At 41.5% G+C, this 21391-nt stretch carries 23 protein-coding genes; 12 read left to right on the top strand and 11 right to left on the bottom strand.

The window, feature by feature from the left end; translation table 11 throughout:
• Positions 1-31 precede the first annotated feature (31 nt).
• Positions 32-772 (top strand): lysophospholipid acyltransferase family protein, encoded by a 741-nt coding sequence (locus tag GTQ34_RS06670; RefSeq protein ID WP_166523004.1) that lies wholly within the window; start codon positions 32-34, stop codon positions 770-772.
• A gap of 36 nt (positions 773-808) precedes the next feature.
• On the opposite strand, the gene GTQ34_RS06665 is transcribed toward GTQ34_RS06670, so the two are convergent.
• The 5 genes from GTQ34_RS06665 to recA form a co-directional block, all read right to left on the bottom strand.
• Positions 809-2011, bottom strand: a complete 1203-nt coding sequence (locus tag GTQ34_RS06665; RefSeq protein WP_235914983.1) for a histidine kinase — start codon at positions 2009-2011, stop codon at positions 809-811.
• Between the two features lie 127 nt (positions 2012-2138).
• Positions 2139-3686 carry an outer membrane beta-barrel protein gene (locus GTQ34_RS06660; RefSeq protein ID WP_166523003.1) on the bottom strand — a complete coding sequence of 516 codons (1548 nt, stop codon included), beginning with the start codon at positions 3684-3686 and terminating at the stop codon, positions 2139-2141.
• Between the two features lie 11 nt (positions 3687-3697).
• Complete coding sequence (locus GTQ34_RS06655) at positions 3698-4228, bottom strand: RNA polymerase sigma factor (protein WP_166523002.1); 531 nt, start codon at positions 4226-4228, stop codon at positions 3698-3700.
• Positions 4229-4256: 28 nt separating this feature from the next.
• Positions 4257-4697 carry a hypothetical protein gene (locus GTQ34_RS06650; protein ID WP_235914982.1) on the bottom strand — a complete coding sequence of 147 codons (441 nt, stop codon included), beginning with the start codon at positions 4695-4697 and terminating at the stop codon, positions 4257-4259.
• 89 nt (positions 4698-4786) lie between these two features.
• Positions 4787-5794, bottom strand: a complete 1008-nt coding sequence (gene recA, locus GTQ34_RS06645) for a recombinase RecA (RefSeq protein ID WP_166523001.1) — start codon at positions 5792-5794, stop codon at positions 4787-4789.
• A 294-nt stretch (positions 5795-6088) separates the two neighbouring features.
• On the opposite strand from recA, the gene trhO reads away from it, so the two are divergent.
• The 7 genes from trhO to GTQ34_RS06610 all read left to right on the top strand — a co-directional run bounded on the left by trhO (position 6089) and on the right by GTQ34_RS06610 (position 13475).
• Entirely contained in the window at positions 6089-7120 is a 1032-nt protein-coding gene (gene trhO, locus GTQ34_RS06640; protein WP_166523000.1) for an oxygen-dependent tRNA uridine(34) hydroxylase TrhO, read from the top strand.
• A gap of 103 nt (positions 7121-7223) precedes the next feature.
• Complete coding sequence (locus GTQ34_RS06635) at positions 7224-8381, top strand: PSP1 domain-containing protein (RefSeq protein ID WP_166522999.1); 1158 nt, start codon at positions 7224-7226, stop codon at positions 8379-8381.
• Positions 8371-8853 (top strand): gliding motility lipoprotein GldH, encoded by a 483-nt coding sequence (locus tag GTQ34_RS06630; protein ID WP_166522998.1) that lies wholly within the window; start codon positions 8371-8373, stop codon positions 8851-8853. Before GTQ34_RS06635 ends, GTQ34_RS06630 begins: the two co-directional genes overlap by 11 nt.
• 2 nt (positions 8854-8855) lie before the next feature.
• Complete coding sequence (locus GTQ34_RS06625) at positions 8856-11183, top strand: transglycosylase domain-containing protein (RefSeq protein WP_166522997.1); 2328 nt, start codon at positions 8856-8858, stop codon at positions 11181-11183.
• A gap of 98 nt (positions 11184-11281) precedes the next feature.
• Entirely contained in the window at positions 11282-11983 is a 702-nt protein-coding gene (locus GTQ34_RS06620; protein ID WP_166522996.1) for a CoA transferase subunit A, read from the top strand.
• A gap of 3 nt (positions 11984-11986) precedes the next feature.
• A complete protein-coding gene (locus GTQ34_RS06615; protein ID WP_166522995.1) occupies positions 11987-12640 on the top strand; it encodes a 3-oxoacid CoA-transferase subunit B in 654 nt (217 codons plus the stop codon).
• A 319-nt stretch (positions 12641-12959) separates the two neighbouring features.
• Positions 12960-13475, top strand: coding sequence for a GNAT family N-acetyltransferase (locus GTQ34_RS06610; RefSeq protein WP_166522994.1), 516 nt, complete (start codon positions 12960-12962; stop codon positions 13473-13475).
• Here the strand turns inward: GTQ34_RS06610 and GTQ34_RS06605 are convergent.
• Entirely contained in the window at positions 13464-13784 is a 321-nt protein-coding gene (locus tag GTQ34_RS06605) for a hypothetical protein (protein ID WP_166522993.1), read from the bottom strand. The two genes, GTQ34_RS06610 and GTQ34_RS06605, sit on opposite strands and share 12 nt — an antisense overlap.
• Before the next feature lie 144 nt (positions 13785-13928).
• Between GTQ34_RS06605 and GTQ34_RS06600 the strand changes: the two genes are divergently transcribed.
• Entirely contained in the window at positions 13929-14636 is a 708-nt protein-coding gene (locus tag GTQ34_RS06600) for a helix-turn-helix transcriptional regulator (RefSeq protein WP_166522992.1), read from the top strand.
• Here the strand turns inward: GTQ34_RS06600 and GTQ34_RS06595 are convergent.
• Complete coding sequence (locus GTQ34_RS06595; protein ID WP_166522991.1) at positions 14611-15096, bottom strand: very short patch repair endonuclease; 486 nt, start codon at positions 15094-15096, stop codon at positions 14611-14613. The two genes, GTQ34_RS06600 and GTQ34_RS06595, sit on opposite strands and share 26 nt — an antisense overlap.
• Positions 15097-15171: 75 nt before the next feature.
• Here GTQ34_RS06595 and GTQ34_RS06590 point away from each other — a divergent pair, with 75 nt between their 5' ends.
• Positions 15172-15336, top strand: a complete 165-nt coding sequence (locus tag GTQ34_RS06590) for a hypothetical protein (RefSeq protein ID WP_166522990.1) — start codon at positions 15172-15174, stop codon at positions 15334-15336.
• Positions 15337-15402: 66 nt separating this feature from the next.
• Here GTQ34_RS06590 and GTQ34_RS06585 read toward each other — a convergent pair whose 3' ends face one another.
• From GTQ34_RS06585 to GTQ34_RS06575, 3 genes are read right to left on the bottom strand one after another with little or no spacing between them, the layout of a single operon-like run.
• The gene (locus tag GTQ34_RS06585; protein ID WP_166522989.1) at positions 15403-16149 is read right to left on the bottom strand and encodes a succinate dehydrogenase/fumarate reductase iron-sulfur subunit; all 747 of its coding nucleotides are present in this window, start codon (positions 16147-16149) and stop codon (positions 15403-15405) included.
• A 7-nt stretch (positions 16150-16156) separates the two neighbouring features.
• Positions 16157-18160: a fumarate reductase/succinate dehydrogenase flavoprotein subunit gene (locus GTQ34_RS06580; RefSeq protein ID WP_166522988.1), complete on the bottom strand. Its 2004-nt coding sequence runs from the start codon at positions 18158-18160 to the stop codon at positions 16157-16159.
• Positions 18161-18162: 2 nt separating this feature from the next.
• Positions 18163-18831, bottom strand: coding sequence for a succinate dehydrogenase cytochrome b subunit (locus GTQ34_RS06575; RefSeq protein WP_166522987.1), 669 nt, complete (start codon positions 18829-18831; stop codon positions 18163-18165).
• 240 nt (positions 18832-19071) lie between these two features.
• Here GTQ34_RS06575 and GTQ34_RS06570 point away from each other — a divergent pair, with 240 nt between their 5' ends.
• The gene (locus GTQ34_RS06570) at positions 19072-19962 is read left to right on the top strand and encodes a RimK family alpha-L-glutamate ligase (protein WP_166522986.1); all 891 of its coding nucleotides are present in this window, start codon (positions 19072-19074) and stop codon (positions 19960-19962) included.
• Positions 19940-20896 (top strand): succinylglutamate desuccinylase/aspartoacylase family protein, encoded by a 957-nt coding sequence (locus GTQ34_RS06565; protein WP_166522985.1) that lies wholly within the window; start codon positions 19940-19942, stop codon positions 20894-20896. The genes GTQ34_RS06570 and GTQ34_RS06565 overlap by 23 nt, the downstream gene beginning before the upstream one ends.
• Here GTQ34_RS06565 and GTQ34_RS06560 read toward each other — a convergent pair.
• Positions 20876-21316 carry a hypothetical protein gene (locus tag GTQ34_RS06560; RefSeq protein ID WP_166522984.1) on the bottom strand — a complete coding sequence of 147 codons (441 nt, stop codon included), beginning with the start codon at positions 21314-21316 and terminating at the stop codon, positions 20876-20878. The genes GTQ34_RS06565 and GTQ34_RS06560 overlap by 21 nt on opposite strands.
• Between the last annotated feature and the right edge of the window lie 75 nt (positions 21317-21391).

Below are 21391 nucleotides of genomic sequence, written 5' to 3'. Positions count from 1 at the left end.
AATTTTGAAGCTTGGGAATTCAATGTATAATATGACACATCTTTTTAGAAGTATTGGGCATATTTCGTATAGGCTTTGGTTTTATATATTGGTCGCAATTCCCATTTTTATCTTCATGCCTTTTTTGATTGTTGCTACGCTTTCTGAAAAAACATATCCCCAGTTTTTTTGGATGGCCCGAAACTTATGGGCTAAGCCTATACTTTATGGGATGGGCTGTATTCCAAAAATCACATGGGAACAGCAGCTAGAAAAAGGAAAAAGCTATATGCTCGTAGCCAATCATACCAGTATGCTCGATATTATGTTGATGCTGGCTGTGAGCAAAAACCCATTCGTTTTTGTTGGCAAAAAAGAATTGGTAAAAATTCCCATTTTCGGCTTTTTTTATAAACGGGTTTGCATTTTGGTCGATCGTGACAACGTAAAAAGTCGCACAGGAGTGTATCTCAGAGCCCAAAGGCGATTGAACCAAGGGTTGAGTATCTGCATTTTTCCTGAGGGGGGAGTGCCCGATGAGAGCGTTCTATTGGACGAATTTAAGGATGGCGCATTCAGAATGGCCATTGCCCATAAAATACCGGTAGTCCCCATTGTTTTTTATGATAACAAAAAACGATTTTCTTTCACGTTCTTCAGTGGAGGTCCCGGAAAGGTAAGGGTTAAAGTGTTGCCTTTTTTTGAAACTGGAATCTTAGGGACTGAAGATAAATCGACGCTTCGGGAAGAGGTTCGAGAGCTCCTGCTAACAGAGTTGACAAATAAGCGCTGAATAATAGTTTCGGCATCCTAATGAAGAAAACTTGATTTAGCTCTTCGAATAAAGATTAGGAAGCATTAATTCTATGCTTTTAGTTTTTGTTTGTTTCTCATCGAGAGTTTTATAGGTAATGCCATAACCTTTTACACTGTTCAGCAAGTCAATTTGTTCCTGTAATTGGACTATTCCTTGCCTGTACTCTGGGGTAGCAGAACTAGGCTTCTCATTTTCGCGATAGTCAACTTTTAATTGCACATGGTTCTCCAAAATATTGAATACTACATAAAAATGTTGATTTTCCTGCTTTTTGAACACTGATTGTTCGATGATGTTCTCAAAAAGAGTATGAATTACAAAGGAAGGGATTTCCATTCCCATGTAATCATTATTGTTGTCCTTTAAGGATATGGTATAATAAAAAGAATCGTCGTATCGAAGACTTTGTAGCTTCAGGTAACTTTTGAGCATATCAACCTCGTCGGTCAAAAGAATGGTATCTTTTTCCAGATTTTTTAGATAGAATCGTATCAAATGACTGAAGAGGGACAGATATTCCAGCGCTTTCTTCTTATTTTCCTTGGTCACAAAATATTGAATGGCATTCAGGGCGTTGAAAACAAAATGGGGGTTGAGCTGTGAGTTCAATGCCTGGAACTTCAATGTTACCATTTCTTCTCTTATTGATAAGAGTTTTTCTTGTTTTTCCCTAAGCGCTTTATCGGCTCTTACCGTTTTAATTTTTATGGCACAGATGGAAGCTACTGCGGATAACATTTTTAAGTGATACTCATTAAAAAAGCCCTTTTCAGGATGCTCACAATCGATTACACCATATATCACATTTTCATCGGCAATAGGAACACAAATCTCGGATAATCTCTTGGCATCGTCTTCTATATACCGAGAGTCTTTGGAAGTGTCATGAATCAATTCGGGAATACCGGTTTTGGCAACGGAGCCTGTTATACCTTGCCCCACCATGATCTGCACAGGATTATACAGGGTGTGGTCTTTAGGATTCTTAGGGCCGTAAGCAGCTTTTTGAACAAGCAGCTTATTGTTTTCATCCAATAAATAAATAACGCAATCCACAAAACCGAGTTTTGCGATACAATTTTTGGCCAAATCCCAAAGAATTTCCTCTTCGCTCGCTTTTCCCAAGAGCGATCTTGAGAAATAAATTAGGATGTCTTCAAATTTGCCTTTTGTCAAAACGGTGGGTTTAGGATCTTCAAAATAGTGATTTTTCAACTTTGTCTTTTTTGGAGTATGGGACAGGTATGAACTCAAGGCTAAAGAACAAAAAAACACCCCACAAATAGCAGGGTGTCCAATTGATTGCCTAAAGGGGCAATCTTCCTAACCAACTTCGTTATGCCTAAAACCTTAAACTGACACCGCTGTAAACACCAACGGAGTAAGGCCTGAATGGTCCGGCGGTTTCTGAAAACGTGTTCAGTTGATACTTAAAAACGGGTTCCAAGTTGAACTGCAGTTTTGGCGAAATTTCATAATTAAGTCCAACACCTATATTAGTGCTGTAGTTTACCGAGTTGGCATTATTGGCCTTTCCCATTTCTGTTACCAAGTCCTGAGATTCAAGTAGAACAGTATTTTCCACAAGAAAAAGAGAACTAACACCACCGATAAGGTTAACTCCAAGCTTTTTATCTATCAAGGTGTAGTTGAGCTCCAGGGGCACTTCGATGTAACCCAATTGCTGTACCATTTTTCCTTCTAAAGCGGGAACCTCGTTGGCGGTCAACTCAACAGAAGTATCATTCAACGATTTTCCTTGAATCTCGTTTTTGCTTTGTACCACAAGGGTGCGGGAGGTTTCACTATAGTTGATGTTGTCAATTGTTTGATCGGTGGAAGCCTCTAGTGAAGAAGAGAATACAACATCATTGGTGTCATAACCATAATTGACCCGATGCACCCCAGAACGGATTTTGAGCCTTTTACTAATAGTATAGGCAACAGTTAATCCATAGCTTAGATTAATGTTTCCTGATTTGGAATTGGAGGCAAAGTTTGAATGTATCGGTGAGCCTTCACCATTACCATTGAAATATACCGGAGCCACCGAAGGACCAACGGACCATTTGTCCTGAGAAGCTTCAACCACTTCAATTTCATCTTCTTGCTCTGCAATAGCTTCAAAAATGGATCGCTTTATAGCGGTCTCTTCCTCTTCCTCGGTTTCTGCAAGAGCTTCATTACCCTGTTTTTCAGTTTCTAAGGCATCGGACAAAGAACTTTTTTTCGAGCTGGGATTCTTATCAGTGTTATCTGCCAGTGCCTTTTCACCGCTAGTGCTTTCCAAGGACCTACGCTCTTTGATTTTTTCAACGGTATTATCCATCTGGTCTGTTTCCTTGAAAACATCTCGATTGTTTACTAACAGTGCATTCTTCCTGTTCTTTTCAGAAATGGCCGAAACAACAGAAGGTTCTCTTTTATTCAAGTCTTCTTTCTTATCCTGAGTTTGCGTGACAAGTTTCTCATTGGAATCAAAACCAGATTCCTTTTCAATGGAACCATCTGTGGTCTGATCCAAACGTTTTTCGGTTTCGTCTGAAGTATCCGTCAAAATCTGATTCTCATCCCTGTTGGACTTAACTTCAGCAGGCAATGCTTCTTTTGTTTTGTCTTCAATTTTTGGCGTCTCATCAGTGTTTTCAATATCAGAAACAATGATTTCCTCATTTCCATCAGTAGTAGTATCCAGTGGATTTATCACATAAAAAAGGATGGCCAGCAGTGCAGCAATTCCACCAAGTTGCCACCAAAATGGAATAATGCGTCGTTTCTGTTTCTTTTTGTCCAAAGTGGCTTCTATGGAATCCCAAACTCGTTCGTCAGGTGTTCGTTCAAAATCCTTGAAGCTGTCTTTAAACAATTGCTCTAAATTCTTTTTCCCCATTACATTGGTCTTTAAGCAATATTTATATTTTCTTTTTCAATTTTTTCTCTCAAAATCATTTTGGCCCTGGCCAAATTTGACTTTGATGTCCCAGTGGATGTCCCCAACATCTCACTGATTTCTTTATGACTGTATCCGTCTAAAACATATAAGTTGAAGGTCAACCTATATTTATTGGGCAATTCTTGAATGTACCCCAAAAGAGTGGATAGGCTTATGTCCGCATGTTCCGTATCAACCTCAACAGTTTCCCCATAATTTTCGGAAACCACATTAAGGTGCTGTTCCTTTCTGTATTTCTGCAACACCGTGTTCACTGTTATTCTTTTGATCCAACCTTCAAAAGAACCTTTAAAGCGGTATTGGTCTATTTTGTTGAAAATGGTCACAAAACTGTCGTGGAGGTTATCCTCTGCTTCGGTTTTGTTTTTGGAGTATTTTAGGCACATCCCGAAAAGAATACCGGAATACTTCCGATACAATTCAGCTTGGGCCTCCCTTTTTCCTTTTTTACAATTATGTATAAGTTCTTCAAGATCCAAACGTTGGTCAATTTTGGATTGTTGTTACTTAATTTGATGGCGCTTCCTCTACAGGAACGGTATACTCCAGATATACGGGATCGCCGTTTTCATCACGGCCACTGTAAAACCTAAAATGATATTCACCCGTAAAAATCACATTGAATCTAAAATTGGCTATGACTTCTTCTATGGCCTGTGTGCAGACTGCATCTTCATTGGTCAAAACTGTTCCTATAACAACGACATCCCTATCGGTATCTCCCGTTTTGGTAACTTCAAATCCTTCAAAGAAGGTACAGCCATCGGGCCTTAAATAAGTTACTTCAATATCATAGGTTTTGTTCACCTCAAACGCTTCAGGAAAAGAAACCTGTACAACATTCAATGTAGTAAAATGAAAATTCGGGGTATCATCGTCCAAATCACACGAACTGAACAAAAAACATACGACAACGAGAACAATAGGTAAAAAACCCTTTTTCATCATCAAATTCTTTTTCTTTAGATGATTGGTATATTCAAGGGTTGCGTGGAATGGCGCAACCTTGATAGATGTTCTTTGGAAGTTGGATGGTTTTATTTGCCCACGGCAGCGATGGCTTCCTTTATTTTGGCCTCCAGCTCCTCAGAAAGTTCAGGATTATCAAACAGCAGCGCCTTTACAGCATCTCTTCCTTGACCGAGTTTGGTGTCGCCATAGCTGAACCATGAACCACTTTTCTTAACAATTTCATAGGCGACTCCCAAATCCAGTACCTCGCCTACCTTGGAAATCCCTTCTCCGTACATAATGTCAAACTCTGCTGTTCTAAATGGTGGCGCAACTTTGTTCTTCACTACCTTTACCCGGGTTTTGTTTCCCAGAACGTTGCCATCCGTATCCTTTATCTGTGTGGATCGGCGTATATCCAACCTTACTGAAGCATAGAACTTGAGGGCATTACCACCCGTAGTAGTTTCGGGATTTCCGAACATCACCCCAATTTTCTCACGCAATTGGTTGATAAAAATTACAGTACAATTTGTTTTGCTTATTGTGGAAGTCAGTTTTCGAAGCGCTTGGGACATGAGTCGTGCATGGAGCCCCATTTTGGAATCCCCCATTTCCCCTTCAATTTCACTCTTTGGGGTTAATGCCGCTACTGAGTCAATAACTACAATATCAATGGCACCGGAACGGATTAAATTATCAGCAATTTCTAGAGCTTGTTCCCCGTGATCGGGTTGGGAAATGATTAAATTATCAATATCCACACCCAAATTTTTGGCGTAAAAACGGTCAAAAGCATGTTCTGCATCAATAAATGCTGCTATGCCACCAGCCTTTTGTGCCTCTGCCATGGCATGCAACGTTAAAGTGGTCTTACCTGAAGACTCGGGGCCATAAATTTCTATTACACGTCCGCGAGGATATCCCCCAACGCCCAAGGCAATATCCAAACCTAAAGAACCAGACGGAATTACCTCAACATCTTCCACAACACTATCCCCCATTTTCATCACAGCTCCCTTACCATAGGTTTTGTCCAGCTTGTCCAGTGTCAGTTTTAGCGCCTTTAACTTTGCATCTTTCTCGTTGCTCATGTTTTTCAATTGTTAGGAAGGCTAAATTACACTTCTTTCTGCATGCTGCAAAAGAGACGCAACCTTTTTGTAAGATTGAATCTAAAGTGTACTAACTCAAAATCCAGATAGCGAATTGGAATTTGAAAATTCGCGAGTCAAGCAATGGGAAAAATTGCGCTATGAAAAAGGGATTGAAAGTTAAAAAGGGCTCTATGTAACACGGAGCCCTTTTCTTTTATAGGTTCTTAGAATTTTTATCTTTGCAGCGTTTTACGAAGATATCCATTCTTTAACTTAAAATATTGGTATAGCATGCAACTGTACAATACATTAAGTGCGAAGGAAAGGGAAAAACTCATTGAGGAAGCTGGCAAAGACCGGCTTACCATCTCTTTCTATAAATATGCGCACATTGGGAACCCTCAAATTCTAAGAAACCATCTTTTTATTGCTTGGAACAAAATGGAAGTGCTTGGTCGCATCTATGTGGCCCATGAAGGCATTAATGCACAACTTTCGGTTCCTGCGGAAAACTTTGAAGTTTTTAAGAACCATCTGGACAGCATTACCTTTTTGGAGAATGTGCGGCTCAACATCGCTATTGAACAAGACAACAAATCCTTTTTGAAATTAAAAGTGAAAATCCGCAAAAAAATTGTTGCTGATGGCTTAAATGATGACACCTTCGATGTAACCAACAAAGGAGTGCATGTAGGTGCTGAACAATTCAATCAACTTATAGAGGATCCTGAGACTGTTTTGGTGGATATGAGAAACCATTACGAAAGTGAGATAGGCCACTTTAAAAATGCCATTACTCCTGACGTGGATACTTTTAGAGACTCCTTGGACATTATTGAAAATGACTTGAAAAACCACAAGGAAGACAAGAAATTGGTGATGTATTGTACAGGAGGCATTCGCTGTGAAAAAGCGAGTGCCTACTACAAGCATAAAGGCTTCAAAAAAGTGTACCAATTGGAAGGAGGCATTATTGAATATGCCAGACAGGTCAAGGAAAAGAGCCTCGAAAACAAGTTTTTGGGCAAAAATTTTGTTTTTGACCATCGAAGAGGGGAACGCATTTCGGAAGATGTCATTTCCAACTGCCACCAATGTGGAAAACCCTGCGACACTCATGTAAATTGCGCAAACGAAGCCTGCCATTTGTTGTTTATTCAATGTGAAGAATGTACACAGGCCATGAATGACTGCTGTTCAGATGAATGCAAACAAATACACGCCCTGCCTTTTGAAGAGCAAAAAAGGTTACGAAAGGGCAAAGTGGTGAGCAACAAAATATTCAAGAAAGGCCGTTCCCCGGTCCTCAAGTACAAAAAGTAGTATTTCACAACCGCCACAAATTGTACTATATTTACATCTAGTAAATTTATGAACCTTATTTAAGGGAAATACTGCAAAGTTCCCTTAAACCAAGATACAAAATATGGGATGTAGCAGTTGTTCAACCGGGAAGGATGGACAACCGCGTGGTTGCAAGAACAACGGTACTTGTGGCACTGATGGTTGTAACAAGCTTACAGTCTTTGACTGGCTTTCCAATATGGCGCTGCCCAACGGTCAAAAACCTTTTGATTGTGTTGAGGTACGTTTTAAGAATAGCAGAAAAGAGTTTTTTAAAAATGCGGATGATCTTCCGCTTTCCATAGGGGATGTTGTGGCCACGCAATCCAAATCAGGGCACGACGTGGGAATGGTCACTCTTACCGGAGAGTTGGTAAAAGTTCAGATGAAACGCAAAAAGGTTTTGGATGATAAGTCTCTCCCAAAAATTTATCGAAAAGCTACACAAAGGGATGTGGATGTGTGGCAAAAAAGTAGAAACAAAGAGGAAGAGATAAAAAAACGTGCTCGAGAAATAGCCATTTCTCTTAAACTTCAGATGAAGTTGAGTGACGTAGAGTTTCAAGGCGATGGTTCCAAAGCAACCTTTTACTATACCGCTGAGGATCGAGTAGATTTTAGACAATTGATCAAGGACATGGCACGGGCCTTCGGCATTCGGATTGAGATGCGTCAAATAGGATACAGGCAGGAAGCTCAGCGTCTTGGTGGTATCGGGTCCTGTGGGCGTGAACTTTGCTGCTCCACATGGTTAACCGACTTTAGGTCAGTGAGTACTGCATCGGCAAGATACCAACAGTTGGCGTTGAATCCGCAAAAATTAGCGGGACAATGCGGCAAGCTCAAATGTTGTCTCAATTATGAACTCGATATGTATTTGGAGGCTCTGAAAGAGTTTCCTCCACAGGATAGTAAGCTGATGACCAAAAAAGGATTGGCTTTCTGCCAAAAAGCAGATATTTTCAAGGAAACCCTATGGTTTTCCTATAAGGACGACCCAGCAACTTGGCATGCCCTAAAAAAGGACCAAGTGCTGAAAATTCTCGAAAAAAACAAAAACAACGAAAAAGTCTCCAGTTTAGAGGAATTTGCACAAGACAACATAGATGATCATAACACCGTTTTTGAAAATGTGGTTGGGCAAGACAGCTTGACAAGATTTGACAGGCCAAAGAAGAGAAAAAACAAGAAAAGAAGAAAAAACAGACCCACAGCCAAAACCTCTTCAGATGCGAAATAGTTTTCTAGTCGTGCTGCTTTTGGGAATTGCTTCCTGTAATTCCAATCTGGTTTTCTCCGATTACCAAACAATGAATGATGGAAAGTGGGAAGTGGATAAACCGGCCCATTTTGAAGTTGAAGGGTTGGACACGACACAAACCTATAATATGTTCATCAACATTAGAAACGACGATGTTTTCCCATATAACAACCTGTTTTTGATTGCCGAGTTGGAACATCCAGACGGAAACACACAAAAAGATACACTGGAGTACCGCATGGCAGAACCCACAGGGGAATGGTTGGGCAAAGGTTTGGGAAGCATCAAGGAAAATAAACTTTGGTATAAGGAAAAAATCGTTTTTCCCGATTCGGGCGTATATAAGGTGAGCATTATCCATGCCATGCGCCAAAACGGAAATGTGGAAGGCGTACAAATACTGGATGGGATTACAGATGTTGGTTTGGAAATTGAAAAAAGCACCCAATAAAAATGGCAAAATCTAAACGGCAGGAACAAAAAGGCTACTTCACGTACATAAAATGGTTTTGGATTCTATTTGGCTCCGGTGTTCTTTTGGTTACACTGATTTTCCTCTTGGCTTCATGCGGAGTTTTTGGAGCCATGCCCACTTTTGAGCGTTTAGAAAATCCAGAGACCAATTTAGCCACTGAGTTTATATCGTCCGATGGTGAAACCTTGGGGAAACTGTATCTAAACGATAACCGAACCCCCGTGGCTTACGAAGACTTACCACAAAATTTGGTGAACGCATTGGTTGCCACGGAAGACGCGCGGTATTATAATCATTCTGGCATAGATGCACGAGGCACATTGAGGGCCTTGATTTTCTTGGGGAGTAAAGGAGGGGCGAGTACCATCTCCCAACAACTTTCAAGGCAGCTTTTCGTTGGTGTACGGTCAAAGAACAAAATGCAGGCTGTGCTTCAAAAAATAAAAGAATGGGTCATTGCCGCCAGATTGGAACGAAACTACACCAAGGAAGAAATCATAGCCATGTATATGAATATCTATGACTTCAACTACAATGCGGACGGCATACGATCTGCATCTCGAATTTACTTTGGCAAGGAACCAGCAGAACTAAGAATTGAAGAATCGGCCGTTTTGGTCGGGATGTTGAAGAACTCTTCCCTTTACAATCCGATTCGGAGACACGATTTGGTTCTAAACCGAAGAAATACTGTCTTGGCACAAATGGCCAAGTACGATTACATAACACAGAAAGAGAAAGACTCCCTGCAAAAGCTGAAAATGGATATCAACTTCAATCCAGAATCACACAGGGAAGGACTGGCCACTTATTTTAGGATGTACTTACAGCGATTTTTGAACAACTGGGTGGAAAAGAACCCTAAGCCAGATGGCGAAAAGTACAATATCTACTTGGACGGCCTTAAAGTGTATACCACGGTAGACTCACGCATGCAGAAAAACGCGGAGGAAGCCGTTCAAGAGCATATGAAAAATCTACAGGCCGAATTTTTCCATCAGAACACGCCAGAAAGAAACCGCACAGCTCCTTTTTTGGATTTAACATCTGGTGCTATTGATACCATCATGCGAAGCGCGATGAAACGCTCGGCAAGATGGAGGTATTTGAAGCGTGAAGGAATGACCGATAAGGATATTGAAAGTACCTTCCACCAAAAAACCGAGATGACGGTCTTTGATTGGAACAGCGATTCGTTTGAGAAAGATACTGTGATGACCCCCATGGACTCCATTCGCTACTATAAAACATTTTTGAGAACAGCCATGATGTCAATGGAACCACAAACAGGACATGTAAAGGCCTGGGTGGGGGGTGTGGACTACAAGCATTTTCAGTATGACAACGTAATTCAAGGGGCAAGGCAAGCGGGCTCCACTTTTAAACCGTTTGTGTATGCAGCGGCCATCGACCAGCTCAGGTACTCCCCATGCGACTCTTTGCCCGATAATCAATATTGCATAGAACCATTAAAACATGGCAACATGGAAGCATGGTGCCCCAAAAACTCCAACGGAAAATACACCGGTGAAAACCTGACGCTAAAAAATGCCTTGGCCAACTCCGTAAATACCGTAACAGCTCAGCTGATAGATAAAGTAGGTCCAGGATCTGTGGCAGCCATTGCCAAAAATATGGGATTGACGCGAGAAATTCCCGAAGTGCCCTCCATTGCTCTAGGAACACCCGATTTTAATGTATATGAAATGGTGGGAGCCTACGGAACATTTGCCAACCAAGGAGTATACGTAAAACCGGTAATGGTAACCAGAATAGAGGATAAGAATGGCACGGTATTATATGAATACAGACCAGAAACCAAGGACGTATTGAGCAAGGACGTGGCCTATGCCATGGTCAACCTCATGGAAGGTGTGACTCAATATGGCTCAGGGGGCAGGTTAAGGCATTCCTTTGCCAAAAACCAGACCGTATACAAAGAAATAATTACCGGATATCCTTATGAGCTTACCAACCCCATTGCTGGAAAAACGGGGACTACACAAAACCAGAGTGATGGTTGGTTTATGGGTATGGTACCCAATTTGGTAACAGGTGTTTGGGTTGGAGGTGAGGACCGGGCCATTCACTTTTCCAGCCTCACATACGGACAAGGAGCCTCCATGGCATTGCCCATATGGGGCTTGTATATGAAGAAGAATTATGAAAATGAGGAGTTGGGCGTGTCCAAGGAAGCTTTTGAAGAACCAGAGGAAATATCGATCAATGTGGATTGTACCAAAGTGCTGGAAGATCGAAAGGAAGAGTTGGATACCGAAGACGATTTGGAAGAAATAGACTTCTAGTGATTGAAGCAACAAAAAACATTGGCCCCGGGCATAATATGTCTTGGGGCTTTTTTATTTAAATCGTATTTTCAAACAATCGAAAAACTAAATTATTTATGATCAATAAAACAGTTTCAGACGTAAGGAAAGCTTTAGATGGTGTTGCTGATGGAATGACCTTTATGCTGGGAGGGTTTGGTCTTTGCGGAATCCCAGAAAATGCAATCGCGGAACTGGTAAGATTGGGCATCAAGGACATTACCTGCATATCGAATAATGCTGGGGTGGACGATTTCGGCTTGGGCCTACTCCTGCAAAAACATCAAATCAAAAAAATGATATCCTCCTACGTAGGTGAAAATGACGAATTTGAGCGTCAAATGCTCAGCGGAGAATTGGAAGTTGAACTGACCCCACAGGGAACGTTGGCCGAAAAGTGTCGAGCGGCCCAAGCTGGATTTCCGGCTTTTTATACCCCGGCGGGATATGGCACAGAAGTGGCAGAGGGAAAAGAGACCCGGGAGTTTGGTGGTAAAATGTATGTTCTGGAACCAGCTTACAAGGCTGATTTCGCATTTGTAAAGGCATGGAAGGGAGATGAAGCGGGGAATCTGATTTTTAAGGGAACTGCGCGCAATTTCAATCCTTGCATGTGCGGAGCTGCAAAAGTTACCGTGGCTGAAGTGGAGGAGTTGCTTCCGGCTGGAAGCTTGGACCCCAATGAAATTCATGTCCCCGGAATATTTGTGCAGCGGATTTTTCAAGGAAAACATTACGAAAAGCGAATAGAACAAAGAACGGTCAGGAAAAAAGAGTAGGGTATGTTGGATAAAAATGGAATAGCAAAACGGATAGCAAGAGAAGTCAAAGATGGCTATTACGTGAATTTGGGAATCGGGATCCCCACATTGGTGGCCAATTTTGTTAGGGACGACATAAGCGTGGAATTCCAAAGTGAAAATGGGGTGTTGGGTATGGGACCCTTTCCGTTTGAAGGAGAAGAGGATGCTGACATTATCAATGCTGGAAAACAAACGATAACCACATTGCCTGGCGCATCATTTTTTGATTCGGCTTTGAGCTTTGGAATGATCAGGGGCCGGCATGTACACCTCACTATTTTGGGGGCAATGGAGGTGGCTGAAAATGGAGATATTGCCAATTGGAAAATTCCTGGTAAAATGGTAAAAGGTATGGGGGGAGCCATGGACCTAGTGGCCTCTGCGGAGAATATCATCGTTGCGATGATGCATACCAACAAAGCAGGAAAATCAAAATTATTGAAAAGATGTACCCTCCCACTTACCGGGGTAGGCTGCGTAAAGAAGATAGTGACCAATTTAGCCGTATTGGAGGTGACTTCCAAAGGCTTTAAATTGCTTGAAAGAGCTCCCGGTGTTTCCGTTGAAGAAATCAAAACAGCTACGGAAGGAAGACTGGTGGTCGAAGGGGAAATTCCAGAAATGAAAATTTAACACCGACCAATGAGTCGGTTTTACAACAAAAATGGTAACTTTTGCAACAAATATTTTAATAACTATATAGGTTGGGTAACTTTGTTCGTACAGAAATGCACCCCAAATTAACACCTAAAAAATAACAACATGGCACCCGAATTAAACCACACAACAATGGACGAAGGCGTACAAATTTACAGAAATGACTTTTTTACTGGATTTATGCTTTTGATTAAAAAGCTTTTTATGCTTTAGAACCAACAACATCAAAAAAACACTTGTGGCCCACAATTTTGTGGGCTCTTTTTTTTGCGATACTTTGGTAAAAACAAAAAAAATGTCACTGCAATTTAAACGGTGCACTATTCTCCATTTAGACACTTTGGCTCAGGTAGCCAGAGATACCTTTGTAGCTGCTTTTGAAAAGGACAACGACCCCACGGATTTTAAAGATTATGTTCAGAGGGCATTTCATCCTGAAAGGATAAAAGAAGAGCTACAAAATGAAAACTCTCTCTTCTACTTTGTTTATGAATCAGAGGAGCTCATAGGTTATTTTAAACTTAATGTGAATGACGCCCAGACCGATGTCCATGATCTGGACTCGTTGGAAATAGAACGCATTTATGTGCTGGAGACCTACCAAGGAAAAAACTTCGGATATGGGATGCTCCAAAAAATTGCAGGGTTGGCTCAGAAAATGGAAAAACAATACGTATGGCTAGGGGTGTGGGAACATAATAAAAGGGCTATCCGGTTTTATCAACGGCATGGGTTCCATAAATTTGGGGAACATCCTTACTATATTGGTACGGACAAGCAGACCGATTGGTTATTGCGCTTAGACGTTTAACATGTCATTCAAAAAAATTATATCGCTTTCAGCGCGAAGTTTATAAGCCATGGAGTTTTCGAATGCCGCATGCATCAACAAACAAATAGCGGTGGCATTGGTCTTCGTTAAACTGTTGGTTCGGTAGACCACATCTCTAATCGTGGAAAAACTCACTTTGCTGCGAATGGCAATATTCGCATAGTCATTCTTTGAAACATTTCTTCTTAGAATTTCTGAAAGTCTTTCGCTGATGGGCCTACCGTAATCTTCTTCTTCAAAGATATCTTCTGCCCTAATAATGAGCCCAAGGTTTTTTGTTGATCCCATGACAATGAATAAGCGTTGTAAAAATTAGGTTCCTGGGGTCGAGTCCTATTTTCTATATTTGGTTTGTAATCCAATTACAGAAATGCGGCGGATTGCTGCGAAAAACAAATAATGTGTAATTATATTACACAATATAGTAATTTTATGTACATAATAAAACAATTACGTAGAAAAAAAAATATGAGCCAAACCGATTTGGCGAACCAAATTGGTGTCAGCTTACGGACTATACAGCTTTATGAAAAGAAGAATGCCAACATTCCCATAAAAAATTTGACCAAGATTGCCGAATATTTTGAAATGACCATTGCAGAACTATACCTGCGTGAGGTAAATGACATGGATGAAAATTATATCCGAAAACAGCCCTTTATAAAACATGGAAGTGTTTTTTATCCCTTGGATCATGGCAAATATCTTGTGATGGTTCCCTTAGTGCTCATGGAACAACATGGAAGTTATTTGGAAAAACTGGAGATGGAAACCGCCAAAAAGACCCCTTTTCAAATTGGCTTTGTCGTTGACTTTTTAGAAGATGCCACCTATATGGCCTTTGAGATAGCCGGTGATGCCATGAACAATCAGGGAGTGGAGGCCATACCCAATAAAGCCATAGCACTGGGAGTGGAGATAAAAAAGGGGGCACTTGGCACAGATAATACCGAAATGTGGAACAAGTCTTACGTACTAGTCTGTAAGGACAGGATTATTTGCAAGGATATCATTGGCTACGATAAGAACAGGGAAACGGTGCAGTGCCATAATTTGAACACCTCACCGGAGTATAAGGATTTCGACCTTTCCCTGAATGATATTTTACAGGTTTTTAGGATTGTGAAGAAGCAGCTCTGATTTCATCCAAATGTTCCAATACCTTGTTCAAACAAGAATCAAGATTCTTTTTTACCTCGCTTTCCCAAAAACGGAACACGGTATACCCCATTCTATTTAATTCGATGTTCACCTCGCCATCGCGTTGCATATTACGTTCAATTTTTGGAATCCAGAATTCACGGTTGCTTTTTATCTTGTGCCTTCTTTCGTTCCAGTTATGACCATGCCAAAATTCACCATCAATAAAAATGACGGTCTTGTATTTTTTTAGTGCTATGTCCGGCTTTCCAATTAACTTTTTATAATCTACACGATAGCGATAACCAGCATTCCATAAGGCTTTTCGGAACGCCAACTCAGGCTTGGTGTTCTTTCCTCGAATCTTGCCCATGATCTTGGACCGTTCCGGGGTCGTGTAAAAACCATCTTCTTCTCGAAAGCGTGGGACCTTTATACGGGAAGAGGAATATTTTGGCATTGTTGATAAAACTTAAGAATCAATTTATAAGTCTACAAATAAAAAAGTATTCTTATTTATAATCATCTAAACATTTTGGAGTTGGTCTATTTGGAGATGAAATACAAAACTCTAAAAAAGAATCATGGAAAAAAGATTCTAAGTGCATTCGTCCCCGATGTTGTCAATAACAAAGAACTGGAAAAGATGCTCAAGGAAAATGGGTATGAAAGAGTTTGTGACTTACTGTATGGGATTTAAAAAAAGCAATTAGAACAAAGGTTCAATAAATGCAAATTAAGAATAAAACCTAAAGGCAAAAACCAACTAACCCTTTAAAGTAGCGGATAGGTACTCTCTATTCATACGGGCAATGTTTTCCAATGAAATACCTTTGGGGCACTCCATTTCGCAAGCCCCTGTATTGGTGCAGTTTCCAAAACCTTCCAAATCCATTTGGCGTACCATATTTTGAACCCTTTCAGCAGCTTCGATTCTGCCTTGGGGCAGCAACGCAAATTGTGAAACCTTTGCGGAAGTGAACAACATGGCACTCGCATTCTTACAGGCTGCTACACAGGCACCGCAACCAATACAGGCTGCCGCATTGAACGATTCATCAGCGTTAGGCTTTGGAATGGGAATGGTATTGGCATCCACGGGACGACCAGAAGTATTCACGGAAATATACCCGCCAGCCTGCTGGATACGGTCAAATGCACTTCTATCCGTAATAAGATCTTTGATGACAGGAAAAGCGGTGGCTCTCCAAGGCTCGATCACAATTTCGTCGCCGTCATTAAAGCTTCGCATATGTAATTGACATACCGTAATCATAGAATCAGGACCGTGCGGACGACCATTGATCATCAAGGAACACGTTCCGCAAATACCTTCACGGCAGTCATGGTCGAACTCCACAGGTTCTTCTCCCTTTGAAATCAGTTCTTCGTTAAGTATGTCCAACATTTCCAAAAAAGACATATCGCTTTCTACCCCCTCAAGGGTATAATCGACCATGGATCCTTTGGAGTTTGCATCTTTCTGACGCCATATTTTCAAATATAATTTCATAGCAATATTATTTATATGAACGTGTCTTTACTTCGATATTTTCGTAAACCAGGTCTTCTTTATGAAGTTTGGAGTCCTTGGGCTCGCCCACATACTCCCAAGCTGCGACATATTTGAAGTTCTTATCGTCACGGAGCGCCTCCCCTTCTTTGGTTTGATATTCTTCTCGGAAATGCCCCCCACAAGACTCGTTTCTGTGAAGTGCATCCTTGGCAAACAATTCGCCAAGTTCTAAAAAGTCAGCTACTCTACCTGCCTTCTCCAGTTCTTGATTTTTGGAATCTGGAGTGCCAGTTATCTTTACATTTTCCCAGAAATCTTTACGCAACTCAGCAATTTCTTTAATTGCTTCGTTGAGCTCTTTCTCATTTCTGGACATCCCACATTTGTTCCACATGATTTTGCCCAACTTTTTGTGATAGTAATCAACAGAATGGATCCCTCGGCCGGACATAAGCTTTTCAATACGCTCCCGTACTCCCTTTTCAGCTTGTTCAAACTCAGGTGAATCAGTAGGAATGGGTCCTGTTCTAATATCGTCCGATAGATAATCGCCAATAGTGTATGGCAGTACAAAATAGCCGTCGGCCAAGCCTTGCATCAATGCAGAAGCTCCTAAACGGTTGGCACCATGATCACTAAAATTGGCCTCACCTGCTGCATAGCAACCAGGAATTGTTGTTTGCAGGTTATAATCTACCCAAAGCCCACCCATGGTATAATGTACGGCAGGATAAATTTTCATTGGGGTTTTGTATGGATTTTCATCAACGATTTTTTCATACATCTGGAAGAGATTTCCGTATTTGGCTTCGACGACCTTCTCCCCAAGTTCCCGAATAGTCTTTTCGTCTGGATCTTTCATGCCGGAGGTCAATGCCTTTTCTCTTCCATAGCGCATAATTGCCGAAGCAAAATCGAGATAAACGGCTTCGCCAGTTTTATTTACGCCGTAGCCTGCATCACAACGTTCTTTTGCAGCTCTCGATGCCACGTCCCTTGGCACGAGGTTTCCAAAAGCGGGATATCGTCTTTCCAAATAGTAATCTCTTTCTTCTTCGCTTAATTGGGTCGGCTTTAACTTACCTTCCCGTATGGCTTGGGCGTCCTCCAATCTTTTGGGCACCCATATACGACCATCGTTACGCAAGGATTCTGACATTAGCGTTAACTTGGATTGATGATCCCCTGAAACGGGGATACAAGTTGGGTGTATCTGCGTAAAACAAGGATTGGCAAAATAAGCCCCTCTGCGGTGTGCTCTCCACGCGGCCATGACATTGGCTCCCATACAATAGGTAGAAAGGAAAAATAAGTTTCCGTATCCGCCTGTAGCCAGTACTACAGCGTGCGCCGAATGTCTTTCTATTTCCCCTGTGACCAAGTCTCGAGCAATAATTCCTCGTGCTTTCCCATCAACCAAAACAAGGTCCAACATTTCATGGCGGGTATAGGATTTAATTTTTCCTCTTTGTATTTGTCGGTTCATTGCGGCATAGGCTCCCAACAAAAGCTGTTGACCAGTTTGCCCTTTGGCATAAAAGGTTCTTGACACCAATACCCCGCCGAACGAACGGTTGTCCAAAAGACCACCATATTCCCTAGCAAAGGGGACCCCTTGTGACACACATTGGTCAATAATATTTCCTGATACTTCGGCCAAGCGGTAAACATTCGCCTCGCGAGAACGGTAGTCCCCGCCTTTAATGGTATCGTAGAAAAGCCGGTAGATACTGTCACCGTCTCCTTGATAATTCTTTGCGGCATTTACTCCTCCTTGAGCAGCAATGGAATGTGCCCGTCTTGGGGAGTCTTGATAACAGAAAGTCTTTACATTGTAGCCCAACTCTGCTAAGGTGGCAGCAGCAGAGCCTCCAGCCAGTCCTGTCCCAACAATTATAACATCTATATTCCTTTTGTTGGCAGGGTTTACTAGGTCAATATCGTTTTTATGTTTTGTCCATTTGTCCGCTAACGGACCTGATGGAACTTTAGAATCAAGTATGCCCATAATTAATGTGTTATTGGGTTAAGATGGTGATATATGGCTATAAATGCAAAGGCCAACGGAACCACCACTGCAAATAGTTTTGCAAATTTCGTAATGCCCGGTGTGTATTTATTGTTCACTCCCATGGATTGAAACGAAGAAGCAAACCCGTGCCAAAGATGCAAACTAAGTAACACAAAAGAAATCACATAGAGTGCGGTACGCCAAAAGGGAGCGAATTTCTCAACAGTTTCATGGTAATACCGCGTGAGGTCTTCCGGGAGTGCCTCCACATATTTATAGGACATTTCATGAATCCAGAAATCGTAAAAATGCAGCACAAGAAAGGCGAGAACAACCAATCCAGAATAGATCATGTTACGCGAAACCCAAGGAGCATTGGCGCTTCCTTTATATTTTACATAGTTTATTGCCCGTGCCTTTCTGTTTTGGATTTCCAAAACAAAGCCCATCACAAAATGTATAACAACTCCCAAAATTAATATTGGCTGCATCAGAAATTGCACCAAGGGGTTGTAACCCATAAAATGGGATGCCTCGTTAAAGAAATCTGGGGAAATAACCGAAGCAAGGTTAATGGTCACATGGAGCACCAAAAAAATGACCAAAAAAAGACCCGAAAGTGCCATTACATATTTCCGGGCAAGCGAAGACTTTATCAATCCACTCATTCGTAGTTGGTTTTCAACAAATTTACGGCACAAACGAGTTTCTAACAAGTTTTCAACATCGGAATGCCCAATATTTAGATTGATTTTAAAAACCCAAAAACCCTTGTTGAACTTTAAGAAAGGAAAATGCGATTTATGGCCGTTTATCTCAAACAATTTTGAAAGTAACAACAAGCGTGGCTGATTCTGTTTAAGATTTTTGCCCGATATTACATATGATTTTTGAACCAAACCGACCTGATGGACATAGCTATCCTATCCGTAAGTCTCAATGTACATTCCACCAGAAGGATCGTTGAAGAGGCCGAAAAGGCTGGTCACTACGTGGAACTCATAGACCATACTCGGTGCTCTGTAAAATTGGGAGATGGAAGACCCCAAATTTATTTGGGTGACGATAATGTAACCAACGAGTTTGATGCCATAATTCCAAGAATTGGCGCCAAGGTAACCCGGCATGGTGCGGCCATTGTCAAACAGTTTGAGATGAACAATGTGTTCAGCACGGCAAGGTCGCTTGGCATAACCAGGGCAAGAAACAAAGTGAGAACCCTTCAAATTATGGCCCGAAAAGGGGTTCCCATACCAGAGACTGTATTTTCCATCAATCCAGACAACATTGAGGAACAGATAAAACTGTTGGGAGGGCCACCGGTGATCATAAAGCTGCAAGAAGGGACTCACGGTCAAGGTGTGATTTTGGCGGAAAGTAAAAAATCGGCTAAATCCATTATAGACACATTCTATAAGATGGATACCAGTATATTGTTGCAACGGTATATCGAAGAGGCTAAAGGTGAGGACATCCGAATAATAGTAGTTGGAAACAAAGTGGTGGCCAGTATGAAGCGAATCAGTGATGTCGATGATTTTAGATCCAACGTACATCGCGGTGCGGATGCGGAGGCCGTTCAGCCCACAGCCAAGGAAAAACATATTGCGTTGAACGCTACCAAGTATTTAGGCTTGGGAGTGGCCGGGGTAGATTTGATGCGTTCCAAAAAAGGTCCGGTCCTTATTGAAGTGAATGCTTCCCCCGGTTTAAAAGGAATTGAGGCCGCATCCAACATCAATGTAGCCGAACACATTATTAAATATGTGGAACAAAATGCCCATCGAAGGAGAAAATAAGATGATAAGCCTTAACGGGGAAACCATTGAACCAGGACAACGGAAATTGGTTCGCATTAAAATTGCCCGGCTTCCCACAGGAACCTTGATTGACATACCAATCCATGTTTTCAATGGAGAAAAACCAGGACCGACAGTTTTAGTTCAAGCAGGACTGCATGGGGATGAAATCAATGGGGTGGAAACCTTGCGGCGTATGCTCCACAAAGATTCATTTAATATTACACACGGTGCAGTCATTGTGGTACCAGTACTGAACGTATTTGGGTTTATCCATTTTTCCCGAGATGTGCCCGATGGGAAGGATGTGAACCGTAGCTTTCCTGGACGAAAGACCGGTTCCTTGGCAAGTAGAATTGCCCATGCCTATACAACTAACGTATTACCCTCAGTGGATTTTGGAATAGATTTGCATACAGGTGGTGGACAACGACATAACTATCCACAAGTACGATATACAGAGGATGATCCAAGGAGCAGGGAACTGGCAAAGTTTTTCGGTGCCCCATTTTATTTTCCCTCCCGATTGATTAAAGGCTCTTTTCGGAAGACCACTTTCAAAATGGGCATTCCCTCCATTGTTTATGAGGGCGGAGAGAGTATGCGTTTTGATGAGGAAGCTATCGACCATGGAATACAAGGAATACAAAACGTGTTTACTGCATTGGGAATGTTGCCCGATGACCCTCTAAAAAAGAACAATTCCATTGTTTTGACAAATTCAAGATGGATTCGAGCGCCTAAAGCGGGAATGTTTGTACCCCAAGTAAAGAATGGCCAACAAGTTGGCAAGGGAAACGTTTTAGGTTTGGTGACGGACCCTTATACCAAAAAGGATAAAAAGGTGAAGGCCCCCTTTGAAGGATTCATTTTCTGCATCAACCATCAAGCTGTAGTGAATCAAGGGGATGCATTATTTCATTTGGGGAGCTAAATTATTTTTTTTCGCCTCGATGTTTGCCAGGCTCCATTCAACGGCTTTCTCCAGAACTGAAAACTGACGAATGGAATTTCTGAAGAAGACCCGTTCGAGCACTAAGCTGGCAAAACTACCTTTGGTATTCCCAACCACGCAATAAAAGTCCAACTGGTGTCTATGAGAGTAGAACTTCACCCAATCAGCGGGTACTACATGATAATTATTTACCCTATTAGAGATATATGCTATGGGCATATTCTCTCCAAAAATTTCACGGGCAGCGTCAATAGCTTTTTTTGCCATATCCCATCCGAAAGTGACGCCTTCGTTAATCTCTGATATTACCAGGCTATCAAAAAAGTAAAATGTACCAAATTGGTATTCACGAATTTCCTTGATGTTTTTGAAGAATGCTATTTCCCGTACACGTTGCATGTCAAAAATAATATCTCCCAGTTAAAACAGGGAATGTAAAAATAAGAATATAATGTTTATTGGACTGTAAGAAAT

This window comes from Flagellimonas ochracea (assembly GCF_009903685.1).
GTDB lineage: Bacteria > Bacteroidota > Bacteroidia > Flavobacteriales > Flavobacteriaceae > Flagellimonas > Flagellimonas ochracea.
The sequence above is the reverse complement of the archived record's forward strand: the minus strand, read 5'-3'. Positions and strand labels throughout refer to the sequence as shown.